Source organism: Rhabdothermincola sediminis (assembly GCF_014805525.1).
In the GTDB taxonomy this organism is placed as follows: domain Bacteria; phylum Actinomycetota; class Acidimicrobiia; order Acidimicrobiales; family Acidimicrobilacustridaceae; genus Rhabdothermincola; species Rhabdothermincola sediminis.
Map to the genome: position 1 here is coordinate 97,149 of NZ_JACFSZ010000006.1, position 14,102 is coordinate 111,250.

Annotated in this window: 13 protein-coding genes; 8 read left to right on the forward strand and 5 right to left on the reverse strand. The window is 72.4% G+C overall.

The window, feature by feature from the left end; translation table 11 throughout:
- Positions 1 to 9: 9 nt before the first annotated feature.
- Complete coding sequence (gene rlmN / locus HZF19_RS06555; RefSeq protein ID WP_208027957.1) at positions 10 to 1,068, forward strand: dual-specificity RNA methyltransferase RlmN; 1,059 nt, start codon at positions 10 to 12, stop codon at positions 1,066 to 1,068.
- Here the strand turns inward: rlmN and HZF19_RS06560 are convergent.
- A complete protein-coding gene (locus tag HZF19_RS06560; RefSeq protein WP_208027958.1) occupies positions 1,049 to 1,843 on the reverse strand; it encodes a nucleotidyltransferase family protein in 795 nt (264 codons plus the stop codon). The genes rlmN and HZF19_RS06560 overlap by 20 nt on opposite strands.
- Positions 1,844 to 1,889: 46 nt before the next feature.
- On the opposite strand from HZF19_RS06560, the gene HZF19_RS06565 reads away from it, so the two are divergent.
- Together HZF19_RS06565 and HZF19_RS06570 are read left to right on the forward strand one after the other, a co-directional pair.
- Complete coding sequence (locus HZF19_RS06565; RefSeq protein WP_208027959.1) at positions 1,890 to 2,255, forward strand: hypothetical protein; 366 nt, start codon at positions 1,890 to 1,892, stop codon at positions 2,253 to 2,255.
- Positions 2,256 to 2,288: 33 nt separating this feature from the next.
- Positions 2,289 to 2,747: a MaoC family dehydratase gene (locus HZF19_RS06570; RefSeq protein WP_208027960.1), complete on the forward strand. Its 459-nt coding sequence runs from the start codon at positions 2,289 to 2,291 to the stop codon at positions 2,745 to 2,747.
- Positions 2,748 to 2,783: 36 nt separating this feature from the next.
- On the opposite strand, the gene HZF19_RS06575 is transcribed toward HZF19_RS06570, so the two are convergent.
- Positions 2,784 to 3,737 (reverse strand): LLM class F420-dependent oxidoreductase, encoded by a 954-nt coding sequence (locus tag HZF19_RS06575; RefSeq protein ID WP_208027961.1) that lies wholly within the window; start codon positions 3,735 to 3,737, stop codon positions 2,784 to 2,786.
- Positions 3,738 to 3,780: 43 nt separating this feature from the next.
- Here HZF19_RS06575 and HZF19_RS06580 point away from each other — a divergent pair, with 43 nt between their 5' ends.
- Positions 3,781 to 5,223 (forward strand): alpha/beta hydrolase, encoded by a 1,443-nt coding sequence (locus HZF19_RS06580; RefSeq protein WP_208027962.1) that lies wholly within the window; start codon positions 3,781 to 3,783, stop codon positions 5,221 to 5,223.
- Between the two features lie 62 nt (positions 5,224 to 5,285).
- The gene (locus HZF19_RS06585) at positions 5,286 to 6,932 is read left to right on the forward strand and encodes an acyl-CoA synthetase (RefSeq protein WP_208027963.1); all 1,647 of its coding nucleotides are present in this window, start codon (positions 5,286 to 5,288) and stop codon (positions 6,930 to 6,932) included.
- 72 nt (positions 6,933 to 7,004) lie between these two features.
- On the opposite strand, the gene HZF19_RS06590 is transcribed toward HZF19_RS06585, so the two are convergent.
- Both HZF19_RS06590 and HZF19_RS06595 read right to left on the reverse strand, forming a co-directional pair.
- Entirely contained in the window at positions 7,005 to 8,231 is a 1,227-nt protein-coding gene (locus HZF19_RS06590; protein ID WP_208027964.1) for an acyl-CoA dehydrogenase family protein, read from the reverse strand.
- Positions 8,232 to 8,241: 10 nt separating this feature from the next.
- Entirely contained in the window at positions 8,242 to 9,375 is a 1,134-nt protein-coding gene (locus tag HZF19_RS06595; RefSeq protein ID WP_208027965.1) for a site-2 protease family protein, read from the reverse strand.
- 32 nt (positions 9,376 to 9,407) lie between these two features.
- Between HZF19_RS06595 and HZF19_RS06600 the strand changes: the two genes are divergently transcribed.
- Genes HZF19_RS06600 through HZF19_RS06610 form a run of 3 tightly spaced genes read left to right on the forward strand, consistent with a single transcriptional unit; the run spans position 9,408 to position 12,427 of the window.
- A complete protein-coding gene (locus HZF19_RS06600; RefSeq protein ID WP_208027966.1) occupies positions 9,408 to 10,460 on the forward strand; it encodes a GNAT family N-acetyltransferase in 1,053 nt (350 codons plus the stop codon).
- Between the two features lie 39 nt (positions 10,461 to 10,499).
- The gene (locus HZF19_RS06605) at positions 10,500 to 11,207 is read left to right on the forward strand and encodes a ubiquinone/menaquinone biosynthesis methyltransferase (protein WP_208027967.1); all 708 of its coding nucleotides are present in this window, start codon (positions 10,500 to 10,502) and stop codon (positions 11,205 to 11,207) included.
- The gene (locus HZF19_RS06610) at positions 11,204 to 12,427 is read left to right on the forward strand and encodes an isochorismate synthase (RefSeq protein WP_208027968.1); all 1,224 of its coding nucleotides are present in this window, start codon (positions 11,204 to 11,206) and stop codon (positions 12,425 to 12,427) included. Before HZF19_RS06605 ends, HZF19_RS06610 begins: the two co-directional genes overlap by 4 nt.
- Here the strand turns inward: HZF19_RS06610 and menD are convergent.
- Positions 12,405 to 14,093: a 2-succinyl-5-enolpyruvyl-6-hydroxy-3-cyclohexene-1-carboxylic-acid synthase gene (gene menD / locus HZF19_RS06615; RefSeq protein ID WP_208027969.1), complete on the reverse strand. Its 1,689-nt coding sequence runs from the start codon at positions 14,091 to 14,093 to the stop codon at positions 12,405 to 12,407. The genes HZF19_RS06610 and menD overlap by 23 nt on opposite strands.
- Positions 14,094 to 14,102: the final 9 nt, after the last annotated feature.

The following is a 14,102-nucleotide window of genomic DNA, read 5'->3' on the forward strand; positions in this document are numbered from 1 at the left end:
TGAGGGGCCGTGGTGTCCCTGTACGACCTGGACCGGGCCGACCTGGCGCGGGTGCTCGACGGCGAGCCGCGCTACCGGGTGGACCAGGTCTGGTCGGGCCTGCACCGCAAGGCCCGGTTGCCCGAGGAGCTGACCGACGTGCCGAAGGCGATCCGGGCGTCGCTGGCGGCGGCCCACCCACCCGCGCTGGTCGAGATGGGCCGGATGGTGACCGACCAGGGTGACACCGTGAAGTGGCTCTGGCGGTTGCCCGACGGCAAGCGGGTCGAGACCGTGCTGATGCACTACCCGGACCGCTCCACGGTGTGCGTGAGCACGCAAGCCGGCTGCGCGATGGGCTGCGGCTTCTGCGCCACGGGGCAGGCAGGGTTCGATCGGCAGCTCAGCACCGGTGAGATCGTGGAGCAGGTGATCCGGGCCGCCCGGGAGGCGGCGCCACGCCGGGTGTCGAACGTCGTGTTCATGGGCATGGGTGAACCGCTGGCCAACTACGACGCCACCTGGGCGGCGATCGAACGGCTCCACGATGCCGTGGGCATCTCGGCCCGCCACCTCACGGTGTCGACTGTCGGGATCGTCCCCGGCATCCGCCGGCTCGCCCGAGAGGCGCTCCCGGTGAACCTCGCGGTCTCGCTGCACGCCGCGAACGACCGGCTGCGCGACGAGCTGGTGCCGATCAACCGCCGCTACCCGCTGGCCGACCTGGCGGCGGCGTGCCGGGACCACGTGGCGGCGACGAACCGGAGGCTGTCCTTCGAGTGGGCCCTCATCGACGGGGTCAACGACCGGCTTGACGATGCCCGGGAACTGGCCGCCCTGGCCCGTGAGCTACGGGCACACGTGAATCTGATCCCCCTCAACCCCACACCGGGCTACCCCACCCGCGGCACGCCCCCGGCCCGGGTACGGGACTTCGCGGCGCGGCTGCGATCGCTCGGCGTGAACGCGACGGTGCGGGCCAACCGGGGTGGCGACATCGACGCCGCCTGCGGACAGCTGCGCGCCGCCCAGGCCGGCTCACCCCGGGAGCCGGGCCAGCCAGTGACCCTCAGCGAACGAGCACGGTGACCCGCTCCGCGGCCCGGACCGCCCGCTCGAGTAGTTCTGCAGGCGCCACCTCCACACCGGCCCAGAGCACCGAGTCCCGCACCGTCCCGGCCACCCTGGCCTCCTCGCCGATCACCGACCGCTCGACCGACCCGCTCACCTGCGCAGTGGGGGCGACGATCGACCCCGCGCTCCGATCGGCGGCGAGCAGGTTCGCCCGGAGGTACCCGGCGGGGGTCCCGCAGTCCACGACCGGGCCGGGATGACCGACGACCTCGACCCGCCCCGCGTCGTCGGCGGCCGCCCAGCACCGCTCGTAGAGCCCCGAGGGCTCCGGGCTGAGCGCCGCGACGTCGGCCCAGGGCATCAGGGCGGCCGCCACCACCATGCGAGGGCCGAACACGGGCTGGCCCCCCACCAGCAGACGGACCCGCTCACCGTCCCAACCGGCCACGAAGGCGGCGAGGTCCGCCTCGGCCCAGGTGTCTGCGTTCACGACCAGGGTGCCGCGCCCGCCGATCCAGTCCCGCAGCTTCCCCAGCGCTCCGGCCGTGCCCAGCGCCTGCTCCGCCTCCACCGACAGGTGCACGCCGGGATGGTTGGCGGCGAGGTGGTCCTCTAGAGCCGCCCGGCCGTGATGGACGTTCACCGAGCAGGCTGCCGCGGCACGCCCGGCGCGCTCGAGGGCCAGGTCGAGCAGTGGAACCCCCCCGACGGGGCACAGTGGCTTCGGCCGCACCAGGGTGAGAGGGCGGAGCCGCCGGCCCTCGCCGGCCGCCAGCACCACGGCGACCACCTCGCCGAGGTACGCAGACCGGTGGCTTGCTGCCAGACTGTCACCCATGGAAACCCGCCGGTGGACCAATCCATCGCAACCCCAGACCCTGTACGTGGCCGTGATCCTGCTCTACCTGAACGCGGTGTTGGGGTTGCTGTTCGGCGGGTTCGCGAGCCCGATCGCCCTGCTGGTCATCATCGGGCAGATCGCCGGCGGCCTGGGCATCGCCAACGAGAAGAAGTGGGGCTACGTCCTCGCGGTGGCGGTGGCCACCGTGTCGCTGCTGTTCGGGGTGGTGCTCCCGCTCGTCGGCAGGCTCACCATCATCTTCGACCCGGTCTTCCTGATCGGCGCGATCTTCCCCATCGCGCTGTTCGCCCTGCTCGTGCACCCCATGAGCCGCGACTACCAGCGGGTCTGGTTCAAATAGCAGCCCACCGCGATGCCGGGGCATGATGCCCCCATGACCACCACCGTGAACGGCATCGCCGGCCTCAAGGAGAAGGTCGGCCAGCACTTGGGCTTCAGCGACTGGGTGGAGATCACCCAGGAACGGGTGAACCTCTTCGCCGACGCCACCGGCGACCATCAGTGGATCCACGTCGATCCCGAGCGGGCGGCGAAGGAGAGCCCTTTCGGTGGCCCCATCGCGCACGGCTACCTGACCCTGTCGCTCGGCCCGATGCTCATGCCCCAGATCCTGCGGGTGGAGGGCATCAGGATGGGGGTCAACTACGGCTGCGGGAAGGTGCGCTTCCCCGCCCCAGTCCCCGTCGGGGCGAAGCTGCGCCTGGGCGCCGAGCTGGTCGGAGTGGAGGACATCCCCGGCGGAGCGCAGGTGACGATGACCTTCACCTTCGAGTGCGAAGGGGCCTCGAAGCCCTCCTGCGTGGCCGAGATCATCTTCCGCTACTACGACTGACCGCCCCGGCCGCGCCGCTCGCATCGCCGGCCCGGGTCAGCGCAGCTCGGGCATGACCTTCTCGGCCAGCAGGGTGAGGGTCTCGGTCTCCGGATAGTCCGAGCACCACGGGACGATGCCGCCCACCCCGAGCGCCTCGTAGGCCTTGATCTTCTCGTAGACTTGTTCAGGGGTGCCCACCAGGTTCCCCTCTCGCCACGAGTCGTAGGGCTCGCCCCAGAACGAGCGGGTGCCCCCGGCTTCGATCTCGCGCTCGTCCTCCCGGATGAACACCTCGGGCGACCAGGTCTTGAGGATCTCGTCGTAGTCCCGCCCGACCGCCCGGCAGTGCTCCTTGAGGACCTCGCACTTGTGGGCGAACTCGTGCGGCTTGCCACCGAAGTTGCTGCGGTCGGCGTGGCGGGCCACCACTCGGAGCGTGAGCTGCTCTCCCCCGCCCCCGATCCAGATCGGCGGGTGCGGCTGCTGCAGCGGCTTGGGGTCGCACTGCGCTCCGGCGATGGTGAAGAACTCACCATCGTAGTGGGCGTCGGCCTCGCTCCACATCAGCTTCACGATCTCGACGGTCTCCCGCAGCATCCGGATACGGTCCCGAGCCGGGGGGAACTCGTAGCCGTAGGCCCGGTACTCGTGGTCGTACCAGCCCGCGCCGATCCCCCAGTCGAGGCGCCCCCCGCTGATCACGTCGAGGTTCGAGGTGATCTTCGCCAGCAGGCCGGGGTTGCGGTACGAGGCGCAGCCCACCATCTGGCCGAGCCTGATGCGGCTCGTCCGCTGGCTGATGGCCGCCAGGGTGGTCCAGCACTCGAAGACGGTCTCGTGGGCGGGAACCGGCACGTTGTGGAAATGGTCGTAGACCCACACCGAGTCGTAGCCGAGTTGCTCGGCCAGCTCCGCGACCTCGACCGCCTTGGCCCACTTGTCCTGGGGATCGGCGATCCCGGCGAGCTCCATCTTCCAGCCCTGCGGCACGAAGGTTCCGAAGATCATGGTGACGAACCCTACCGAGACGGTCCTCGTAGCATCTTCGCCCATGCGTGTCCGGCGCTGCGCTCGCCTCGTGGCGGTCGGGCTCCTGCTCGCCACGGCGAGCTGCGCCAGCGATGAGCCCCGGCCGGTGGTGCGCGGCGAACCGGTGCCGACCACCAGCGCAGCACCGGCCCCGAGCGCCGCGCCGAGCCCGCCCCCGATGCCGGACCCTGCGCCGGTCCGCTGGCAGCCCTGTGGCGAGCTGGAGTGCGGATCGGTGGAAGTGCCGGTCGACTACGGCGACCCCGATGGGGGCACGATCCGCCTGGCCGTGGCCCGCCGGCCGGCACCCGACCCCGGACGGCGCCTCGGCCCGCTGCTGGTGAATCCCGGGGGCCCCGGCGGCTCGGGCATCGGATTCCTCGAGAGCGGGAGCCTCGCCGAGCTGACCGACCGCTTTGATCTCGTGTCCTGGGATCCTCGGGGGGTTGGCGGCAGCGAACCCCTCGAGTGCGGCGCCGGCCACGCCGGCTTCCTCGGGCTCGACCCGCACCCCGACACCCCCGAAGAGCGAGCCGCCCTGGAGCGCGAGGCGGAGCGGCTCGCCGCCCGCTGCGGGGCCGAGGACCCGGGGCTGCTGGCCAACATGGACACCACGATCAACGCGATGGACCTGGAGATGATCCGGCGCGCCCTTGGCGACGAGCAGCTCAACTACCTCGGGTTCTCCTACGGGACGCTGATCGGGCTCGAGTACGCGCGCCGGTTCCCGTCCCAGCTACGGGCGCTGGTCCTCGACGGTGTCGTGGACCCGGCGCTCACCGTGGAGGCGATGCTCACCGACCAGGCCGTGGCGATGGAGCAGCACCTGGCGGAGGTGAGCGACCTCTACGACCGGGTCCTGGCCCGGGCCGAGACCGACCCGATGGTGCTCGCGGACGGCAGGCTCGTCGGCCCCGACGTGGTCGTCCTCGCCGCCATCGCGGCCACCTACCGCGGCGACGGGCGCGACGAGCTGCGCCGGGCGCTGCTAGCCGCCGACGGCGGCGACGCCCGCCGGCTGGCCGTGCTGGCGGACGCCTACCTCACCGCCTCGGACTCGTTTGGCGCCTACCTGGCCGTGGTGTGCACGGACAGCCCGAGGCCGTCGGGGCTCGACGGCTGGCGGGCGATGGCCGACCGGGTCGCCCAGCGCGCCCCCAGGCTAGGAGCGGCGGCGGTCAACGAGGTGCTGGCCTGCGGGTTCTGGCCCATCGAGCCCACCCGCCAGCCCGCGCCGGTCGCACCACGAGGCCTGGCTCCGGCGCTGGTGATCGGTACCACCGGCGACGCGGCCACGCCCTACGGCGAGGCGGTGGCGGTCGCCGCGAACCTGCCGGGCGCGGTGCTACTGACCTTCGACGCGGACGGCCACACCGCCACCGGGCGAAGCCCCTGTGTGGCCGGCGCCGTACGCAGGTACCTGGAACGATCGGAGCTGCCCGAGCCCGGCTCGGTGTGCGGGTAGAGCCCCCCGGGGACTCCGGTCATCTCCGGTGCCCGAGAGCGCCCCCGTTAGGATCGCCGGCCATGGAGTTCAACCTCGCCGTCCTCAACGAAGCCATCGCCAGTGAGATCGGCGACCGCGAAGCGATCGTGTGGCGCGATCGCCGCATCACCTACGCCCAGCTGGCGGAGCGCACCCGGCGGCTCGCGAACCTGCTGCTCGACCGCGGCTTCGAGGTGCGCGCCGAGCGGGACCGCCTCGCGGGTTGGGAGTCGGGCCAGGACCACCTCGCGCTCTACCTCCACAACGGCAACGAGTACCTGGAGGGCATGCTCGGCGCCTACAAGGCCCGGGTCGCGCCCTTCAACGTGAACTACCGCTACGTGGCCGAGGAGCTGCGCTACCTGCTCGACGACGCCGGGGCGCGCGGGATCATCTACCACTCGGCGTTCGCCCCGACGCTCGAGGAGGTCCGTGCCGACCTCCCCAGCCTCGAGCTGTTGCTGCAGGTGCCCGACGAATCCGGCCACGGGCTGCTACCCGACGCGGTGTGGTACGAAGACGCCCTGGCTGCAGCCAGCCCCGCCCCCCCACCGGTGCAGCCCTCACCCGACGACCTCTACATCCTCTACACCGGCGGCACCACCGGCATGCCGAAAGGGGTGCTGTGGCGGCAGGCCGACATCTTCCCCGCCGCGATGGGCGGGCGGGACCTGGCCACCGGGGAGGAGTGGCCGGACCTCGACGCCGTCGTGGCGAGTGCCCGCAATGGCGGCGCCAAGCTCATGCCGGCACCCCCGTTCATGCACGGCGCCGCCCACTGGATGGCGTTCACCGCCTTCAACTGGGGGAACACCATCGTGCTACCGGCCAACACCCGAAGCCTCGATGCCGCCGACGTGTGGGCCACGGTGCAGGCCGAGGCGGTGAACATCCTGCTCATCGTGGGTGACGCCTTCGGCCGCCCACTGCTCGACGAGTTGGAGCGAGGCGACTATGACCTCAGCTCGATGCTCATGCTGGTCAGCGGGGGCGCGGCGCTGAGCGCGCCGGTGAAGAACCGGTTCGTCGAGCTGCAGCCGTCCATGGCCATCTTGGACGGGCTCGGCTCCTCGGAGACCGGCCAGCAGGCCTCCCAAGTGAGCGCCGCCGGCGCGCAGGCCACGACCGGCACCTTCACCCCAGGGCCGGGGATGTGCATCGTGAGCGAGGACCTGACCCGGGTGATCGAACCGACCAGCGACGAGCTGGGCTGGCTGGCCCAGAAGGGTCGGGTGCCGCTGGGGTACCTCGGGGACGAGGCCAAGACCCGCAAGACCTTCCCGGTCATCGACGGGGTGCGCTACTCGGTGCCCGGTGATCGGGCCAACTACACCGCCGAGGGCTTGCTGCAGTTGCACGGCCGCGACTCGGTCACCATCAACTCCGGGGGCGAGAAGATCTTCGCCGAGGAGGTGGAGCAGGCACTGGCCCACCATCCCGCCGTCTACGACGTGGTGGTCACCGGCCGGCCGAGCGAGCGGTGGGGCAGCGAGGTCGTGGCCATCGTGCAGCTCCGCGACGGTTTCGAGGCGGACGTGGCCAGCCTGCTCGCCGAGTGCGAGAAGCACATCGCCCGCTACAAGCTGCCCAAGGACGTCGTGTTCGTCGACCGCATCGTGCGCAGCCCGGCCGGCAAGGCCGACTATCGCTGGGCCAGAGAGGTCGCGGCCGGGTCACCGACCTCCTGACCCGTCGAGCCCGGGTGACCCGGCGCCTTCTCGGCGCCAACTCCTCACCCGTTCGTTGGCGAGGGCCCGCCGTCAGAGCGGCAGGTTGCCGGTGGCCGGCTTGGTGGTGCCGTGGTCCTTGTAGGCCGCGATGGTGCGCTGCGCGATCCGCATCTGGTGGATCTCGTCCGCGCCGTCGGCGAACCGGGCCCACCGGGCCTGCTTGAGCATGTCGGCGAGTGGCGTGTCGGTGGAGTAGCCGAGCGCCCCGTGCACCTGGATGGCCCGGTCGATGATCCGCCACAGGGAGTTGGCGACGAAGTGCTTCGCCATCGAGACCTCGGTCTTGAAGTCCAGGCCCCGGTCGATCAGGTACGCGGCGTGCAGGACCATCAGCTTGCACTGGTACAGCTCCATGGCCGAGTCCGCGATGAGCCACTGGATGCCCTGCTTCTCCGCCAGCAGCGACCCGTGGCTGTAACGCTCGAGGGCCCGGTCGACCATCATGTCGAGTGCCACCTCGGCCTGGCCGATCCAGCGCATGCAGTGCGCCAGGCGAGCGGGCCCGAGCCGAGCCTGCCCCAGCAGGTGGCCCTGCCCCCGCCCGCCCAGCATCTTCGACTTGTGTACCCGCAGGTCGGTGATGCGGATCTCGCAGTGGTTGTGGCTGCCGGACATGGTCTCTACGTCCCGGACGATCTCCCAGCCCTCGCTGGGGATGTCGACCAGGAAGGCCGAATTGGCGGCCTGGGGCAGGTCGGGATCGTCCTCGGTGCGGGCGATCAGGATCGCGAACTGCGCGCCCCGGGCGCCGGAGATGAACCACTTGTGCCCGTTGATCACCCACTCGTCGCCGTCCTCGTAGGCGCGGGTCTGGATGAGTGTGGGATCCGATCCCGCGACCTCCGGCTCCGTCATGGCGAAGCACGACCGGGCGTAACCCTCGCACAGCGGCCGCAGGTACTGCTCCTTCTGCTCGTCGGTGCCCCAGTGGAGGAGGGTGTGCATGTTGCCCTCGTCGGGGGCCTGCGCGTTCAGGGCGAAGGGGCCCATGCGGGTCTTGCCGGCTTCGGCCGAGACGCTGGCCATCGCCACGTGGCTGAGCCCCATGCCGCCCCACTCCTTCGGCATGTGCGGCAACCACAGCCCCCATTCCTTGGCTGCGGCGCGCATCTCGATGATGGCCTTGATCCAGTCGTCTCTCGACCAGCGTTGCTCCTCGGCCCGAGCCTCCACGGGGCGCACGACCGTGTCACAGAAGTCGCGGACCTTGAACCGGACCTCGTCGATCTCGGGCGGGAAAGTGAAGTCGATGGCCATGGCGCCAGTCTTACAGGCGCGCCAGCAGCTGCCCGACCGAGAGCGCCTCGGCCCGGTAGCCGGCGTGCTCGAGGAGCTGGCGGAGCAACCCCGCGGCCTGCACCCCGGGCGGGCCGATCAGCAGCAGCTCGCGAGCCACGGCCATCGCCTGACCTGATCCGGCGGCGGCGACCGCTGCGAGGCTCTTCGCCGGTCCCGGCGGTTCGTTGGCCAGCGCCCAGGCCATCAGCGCCACACCCTCGTCGGTGCGCCCGGCGGCGAGGGCCTCGGCAGCCCGGTAGCAGTGCGACGGGACGGCCGCGGGGGCGCAGCGGCGGAGGACGAGCTCGGCCCCAGCAGAGTCGCCTCGCCACAGCCGGGCCCAGGCGGCGAGCTCGGCCGCCCAGGCGAGGGTGTCCCCGGTGGGCCGGGAGGCGAGCACCCGCTGCACCACCTCCTCGGCGTCCTCCGGCCGGTGCGCGAGCAGGAGCCGGTGCGCATCCTGCAGCTGCGCGGCCAACTCGTCAGAGCGGGCCCGCGCCAGCGACGAGAGGTTCATCGCCGCGAACATCGCGGCCAGCACCGCCCCGACCACCAGCCCCGACCGGAGGGCCCAGATCCCGAGCACGGCGGCTAGCGCGACCGAGAACACCTCGGCCACCCGCCGGCCCCGGCCACCGGTGAGCAGGTCGGCGACGGCGGCGAAGACCTGCCCCCCGTCGAGGGGGAGGATCGGCAGGAGGTTCAGCAGTGACCAGCCGATGTTGATCCACACCACCTGCGACACGATGGTGCGGGCCTCGACGGAGCTGAGCACGCCGCTGAGATCGAGCCACAGCGCGGGCAACCCCAGCATGGCCAGGGCTGAGAGCGGACCGGTGAGGCTGACCACGATGCGGCGGGCCGGCGACAGCACCCCGTTCCCGGCGGTGAGCCCGCCGAAGCCGTGCAGGGTGATGGAGGGCCGGATCCCGTAGAGCCGGAACGCCGCCGCGTGACCGAGCTCGTGCACCAGGATCGAGACGAAGGCGATGGCGATCCACGTACCGATGAAGAGCAGGTCGGGATCGAGGGGGTTGACGCCCAGGAGGGCGATGATCACGAAGAAGGTGGGCTCGACCCGCACCGGGATGCCGGCGATGGTGAGCTGGGGTCGCCTGGCCATCCCCCACCAGGGTAGGCAGTACGGTGCCCGCCGTGACCGGCGCGGTGAGGCAGGCGACCGAGGCCGACGCAGAGGCCATCGTGGCCCTGGCCGTGGAGGCCTTCGGGGAGTCCGACGGCCCGGCGGTGCGGGCCTACCACCGCTTCGGCGAGGGTGTGGCCATGTGGGCGGTGGTCGACGACGGCGACCGCGTGGTGTCCGCCTCGGCCCGGATCCCCCACACCTTCTCCCTCGATGGGGTGGAGCTGCCGGGAAGCCAGATCGAGTACGTCGCCACCGCGGCGGGCCATCGCCGGCAGGGGCTGGTGCGGGCCCAGTTCGAGCACCACCACGCCCGGGCCGCGGCCGGCGGCGAGCTGATCCAGTTCATCGGCGGCATCCCCTACCTCTACCGGCGGTTCGGCTACGGCTACGGCCTCGACCACCCGCTGCTGTTCCTCCCCGACGAGACCCTCCTGGCCCGCCAGATGGCGTCGTCGGGCTCGCCGCCACTGGTGCGCGACGCCACCCCCGACGACCTCGATGCCCTCTTGGCGCTGGAGTCCCGGCGACCCGAGGCGGGCATCCGCACCGTGCGTGACCGGGCCCGCTGGCAGCTCCACTTCGACCTGGCGGCGTCCGGTCCGTTCGAGCGCCTCCTCGTGACCGAGCGCAGCGGCCGGGTCACCGGCTGGGCGAGGCTCCACCACCGGCCCGAGGAGCGCCAGCTCCACCTCCTGCCCAGCGTGTGCGCGGAACCGGGCGCGCTGACCGCACTGGTGCACGCCGCGCTGGACCTGGCGGAGGACAGCGTGGGCCCGCCTCAACGCCTCCCCCGACGCGGGCCGCAGCGGCGAGCTGGCGATCTCCCTCTACACCTCGGGGGTGCGCATCGCCTTCGAGAAGGGCGAGGTGGTAGGCGTCGACCGGGCGCCCGCGGTGGAGGACCCCACCGTCGTGCAGGGCGTTGGCATCGCGCCCGACTGGTTCCCGGCGCTGGTGCTCGGGCGCTGGGGGGCCACGAGCCTGGCGGAGCGGGTGAACGACGTGTTGCTCGGACGGCACCGGGAGCTCATGGAGGTCTTCTTCCCCCGCCGGCCCGCTGACGTCGCCGGCGACTTCTGACCAGCCGTAGGCTCGCCCCCATGGCGACCCGGTCCCGGCTGCCGGTGGGTGAGGAGAAGGTGCGCGCCGTGCGCTCGATGTTCGACGCCATCGCTCCCCGCTACGACCTGGTCAACCGCCTCATGACCTTCCGGATGGACGTGGGGTGGCGGCGGCGCACCGTCCGGCGGTTGGGCCTGCGCCCCGGATCCCTGGTCGCCGACCTGGCCTGCGGCACCGGCGACCTGTGCCGGGAGCTGCAGCGCGGCGAGCTGCGGCCGGTGGGCGTCGACCTGTCGATGGGGATGCTGGCCGCCGCCCGCACCGACGCGCCGCTGATCCAGGGAGACGCCCTCCGCCTCCCGCTACCCGACGGCGTCGCCGACGGGGTCACCTGCGGGTTCGCGCTGCGCAACCTGGTCGACCTCGGGGCGTTCTTCACCGAGCTGGCCCGGGTGGTGCGGCCCGGCGGGCGGATCGCGCTGCTCGAGGTGGCGGAGCCACCGAACCCGGTCCTGCGTGCCGGTCACCGCATCTACTTCGGCAGGGTCGTCCCCCGAATCGGCGGGCTGCTCTCGGATGCCGACGCCTACCGCTACCTGCCCGAGTCCGTGGCCTACCTCCCGCCGACCGCGGACTTGCTGGGCTCGCTCGCCCGGGCGGGGTTCACGGACGTCAGGCGGGAGCTGCTGTCGGCCGGTATCGCCCAGCTCATCACCGCCACCCGCACCAGGGCCGAGTGGGCGTGAGCGACCGGCTCGTGGCGGTCACCCGCCGCCTCGACACCGACGTCGACCTGCTCGACGTGGCGGGCGAGGACGGCTGGCTGTTCCTGCGGCAGGAGGAAGGGCTGGCGGGACAGGGCACGGCCGTCGAGATCCACCTCCCCCGACACGAGCCTGCCCGGGCCGCCGAGGCGGTGCACGAGGTGCTCGGCACCATCGAGTGCGACGACGACGTCCGCCGGCCCGGCACCGGCCCGGTGGCCCTCGGTGCGCTGTCCTTCGCCCCTGATAAGGAGGGGGTGCTCGTCGTGCCCCGCACGATCGTCGGGCGGGCCTCCGACGGGACCCGCTGGATCACCGCGGTCAGCGCGGACGGTCGCCCGCCCGCCCTGCCGGCCCTGGCCGGTCAGCCCGAAGACGAGCCGTCACGGTTCACGATCCGAAGCGAGCGGGATCCCGAGGAGTGGTGCCGGGCGGTCACCGCGGTCCGCGAGGAGATCCGCTCCGGCGACGCCCGCAAGGTGGTGCTCGCTCGCGCGGTCAGCGTGGAGGCAGACCGCGCGTTCTGCCGGCGAGCAGTCCTCGATCGCCTGCGAGCCGCGTACCCGTCGTGCATGTTGTTCGCCGTCGACGGGTTCCTGGGCGCCAGTCCCGAGCTGCTGGTGGCCCGAACCGGGGACCTGGTCCGCTCGCACCCGATGGCCGGCACGGCTCCCCGCAGCGCCGACCCCTCCACCGATGCCCGGCTCGCCGCCGGGCTGCTGGCCTCTGCCAAGGACCGGGCCGAGCACCGCTACACCATCGACATGGTCCACGACACACTGCTGCCGTGGTGCTCGTACCTCGACGAGGAGGCCGAGCCCCGGGTGGTGGCCATGGCGAACGTGCAGCACCTGGCCACCCGGGTCGAGGGTCGCCTCTCCTCGCCCCCGGCGTCGGTGATCGAGCTCATGGTGGCCCTCCATCCCACACCGGCGGTGGGCGGTGTGCCCCGCGACCGAGCCCTGGCGGCCATCGGGCGGTTCGAAGGCCTCGACCGGGGCCGGTTCGCGGGGCCGGTCGGCTGGGTGGACGCGGCCGGCAACGGGGCCTGGGCGGTGGGGATCCGCAGCGCCGAGCTCGAGGGCACCCGGGCCCGGTTGTTCGCCGGCGTCGGGGTGGTCGAGGATTCGGACCCGGAGCTGGAGCTGGCGGAGACCCGGGCGAAGCTCCAAGCGCTGCTCAGCGCGATCGTGCGGCCCTGATCGCGGCGTGCAGGCCGTCGTGGACGGCGACGTTGGCCGCGCGATCGGTCCCGGCCACCACCACGTGCGGGCCGCCGGCAGCCAACCGGTCCCGGATCGCGTCGCGCAACCCGGCGCGATCCTCCACCTGCACCGCGGGGAGACCGTGGACGGCAGCCAGCGAGCACGGGTCCACTCCGTGCGGGGTGCCGAACAGTCGCTCGAAGACGGGCTGGGGCAATGACCGGGCCTGGGGGAGGAAGGAGAAGATCCCCCCGCCGTCGTTGTGCACCACGATCACCACCAGGTCGACCGGGCGAGTGGCCAACCCGAGCAACGCGTTGGCGTCGTGCAGGAAGGCGAGGTCACCCACCAGCGCAGCGGTGGGCCCTGCGCCCAGGGCGACACCCACCGCGGTGGAGACCACTCCGTCGATCCCATTCGCACCCCGGTTGGCGAGGACCCGCAACCCGTCCCGGGGAGCGGCGTACCACTCGACGTCGCGCACCGGCATCGAGGAGGACACCACCATCGTGGCCCCCTCGGGCAGCGCCGCGGCCACATCCCGGGCGATCGCAGGCTCCGAGAGCCCGTCGCCGAGCGACGCCTCGATCGCTTCGGCGGCAACCCGGTCGAGGTCCTGCCAGAGGCGCGACCACTCCCGATCGACCACCTCCCCTTCGAGCTGTGCTGCCAACTCGAGACACACCCAGGCCGGATCGGCGGCGGCGACCATGCCCGCGTCGTGATCGGGATCGAACCACCCGCCGTGCGCATCGATCACCACCTGGAGGGCGTCGCTGCGGGCCAGCCACGAGGCGAGCGCCTTGGACGCGGGCGGCATGCCGAGCCGCAGCACCACCTGCGGCTGGAGCTGGTCGCCGTCTCGCAACAGGGCGTCGAAATGAGCGACCACTGCCCGATCGGGGATGCGACACCCGCTGCGCGGGTCGGCCAACACCGGCCATCCCAAGGTGTGCGCGAGCACGAGCACCGCCTCCGGGCGGCTGATACCCGCTCCGGCCACGAGCACCCCGCGCAGGCCCCGGCAGTGCTCCGCCAGCCGCCGGAGGGAGGCGTGATCGAGATGGCGCTCCGTGACCAGGCCCTCGTGCCAGGGCAGCCCTGCTTCCCGGCCGGCGGGGAGCTCGCCGGGATCCCCGAGAAGCGGCTCCCGGAACGCCAGGTTCAGGTGCACGGGACCGGGGGGCGAGCCGGTCGCCTTCACGTACGCCCGGGAGGCGAGCGAGCGCCAGGTGCCTGCGGTCGCGGCATCGGGGGGGCCGGGGTCGGCGGCCCACCGCACCACGCCACCGAACAGCCCGGTCTGCTCGATCGTCTGCGGGGCGCCGACCCCGTGCAGCTCCGGGGGACGATCGGCCGTGCAGGCGATCAGCGGCACCCGGTTGTGGGCGGCCTCGACGACCGCGGGATGCAGTTCGACGGCCGCGGTTCCGCTGGTGGTGAGAACCACCGCCGGGCGCCCGGTCGCCGCCCCGACGCCGAGGGCGATGAAGGCCGCCACCCGCTCGTCGTGGTGCACCTCCACCTGCAGGCGCCCGTCCCGGGCCAACGCCAGCGCCAGGGGGGTGGAGCGAGACCCGGGGCAGACCACGGCGTGCGTCACCCCACAACGGACCAGCTCGTCGACGAGCGTTGCGCAGAAGCTGGCCGCGACGGCTGTCACGACGACAGC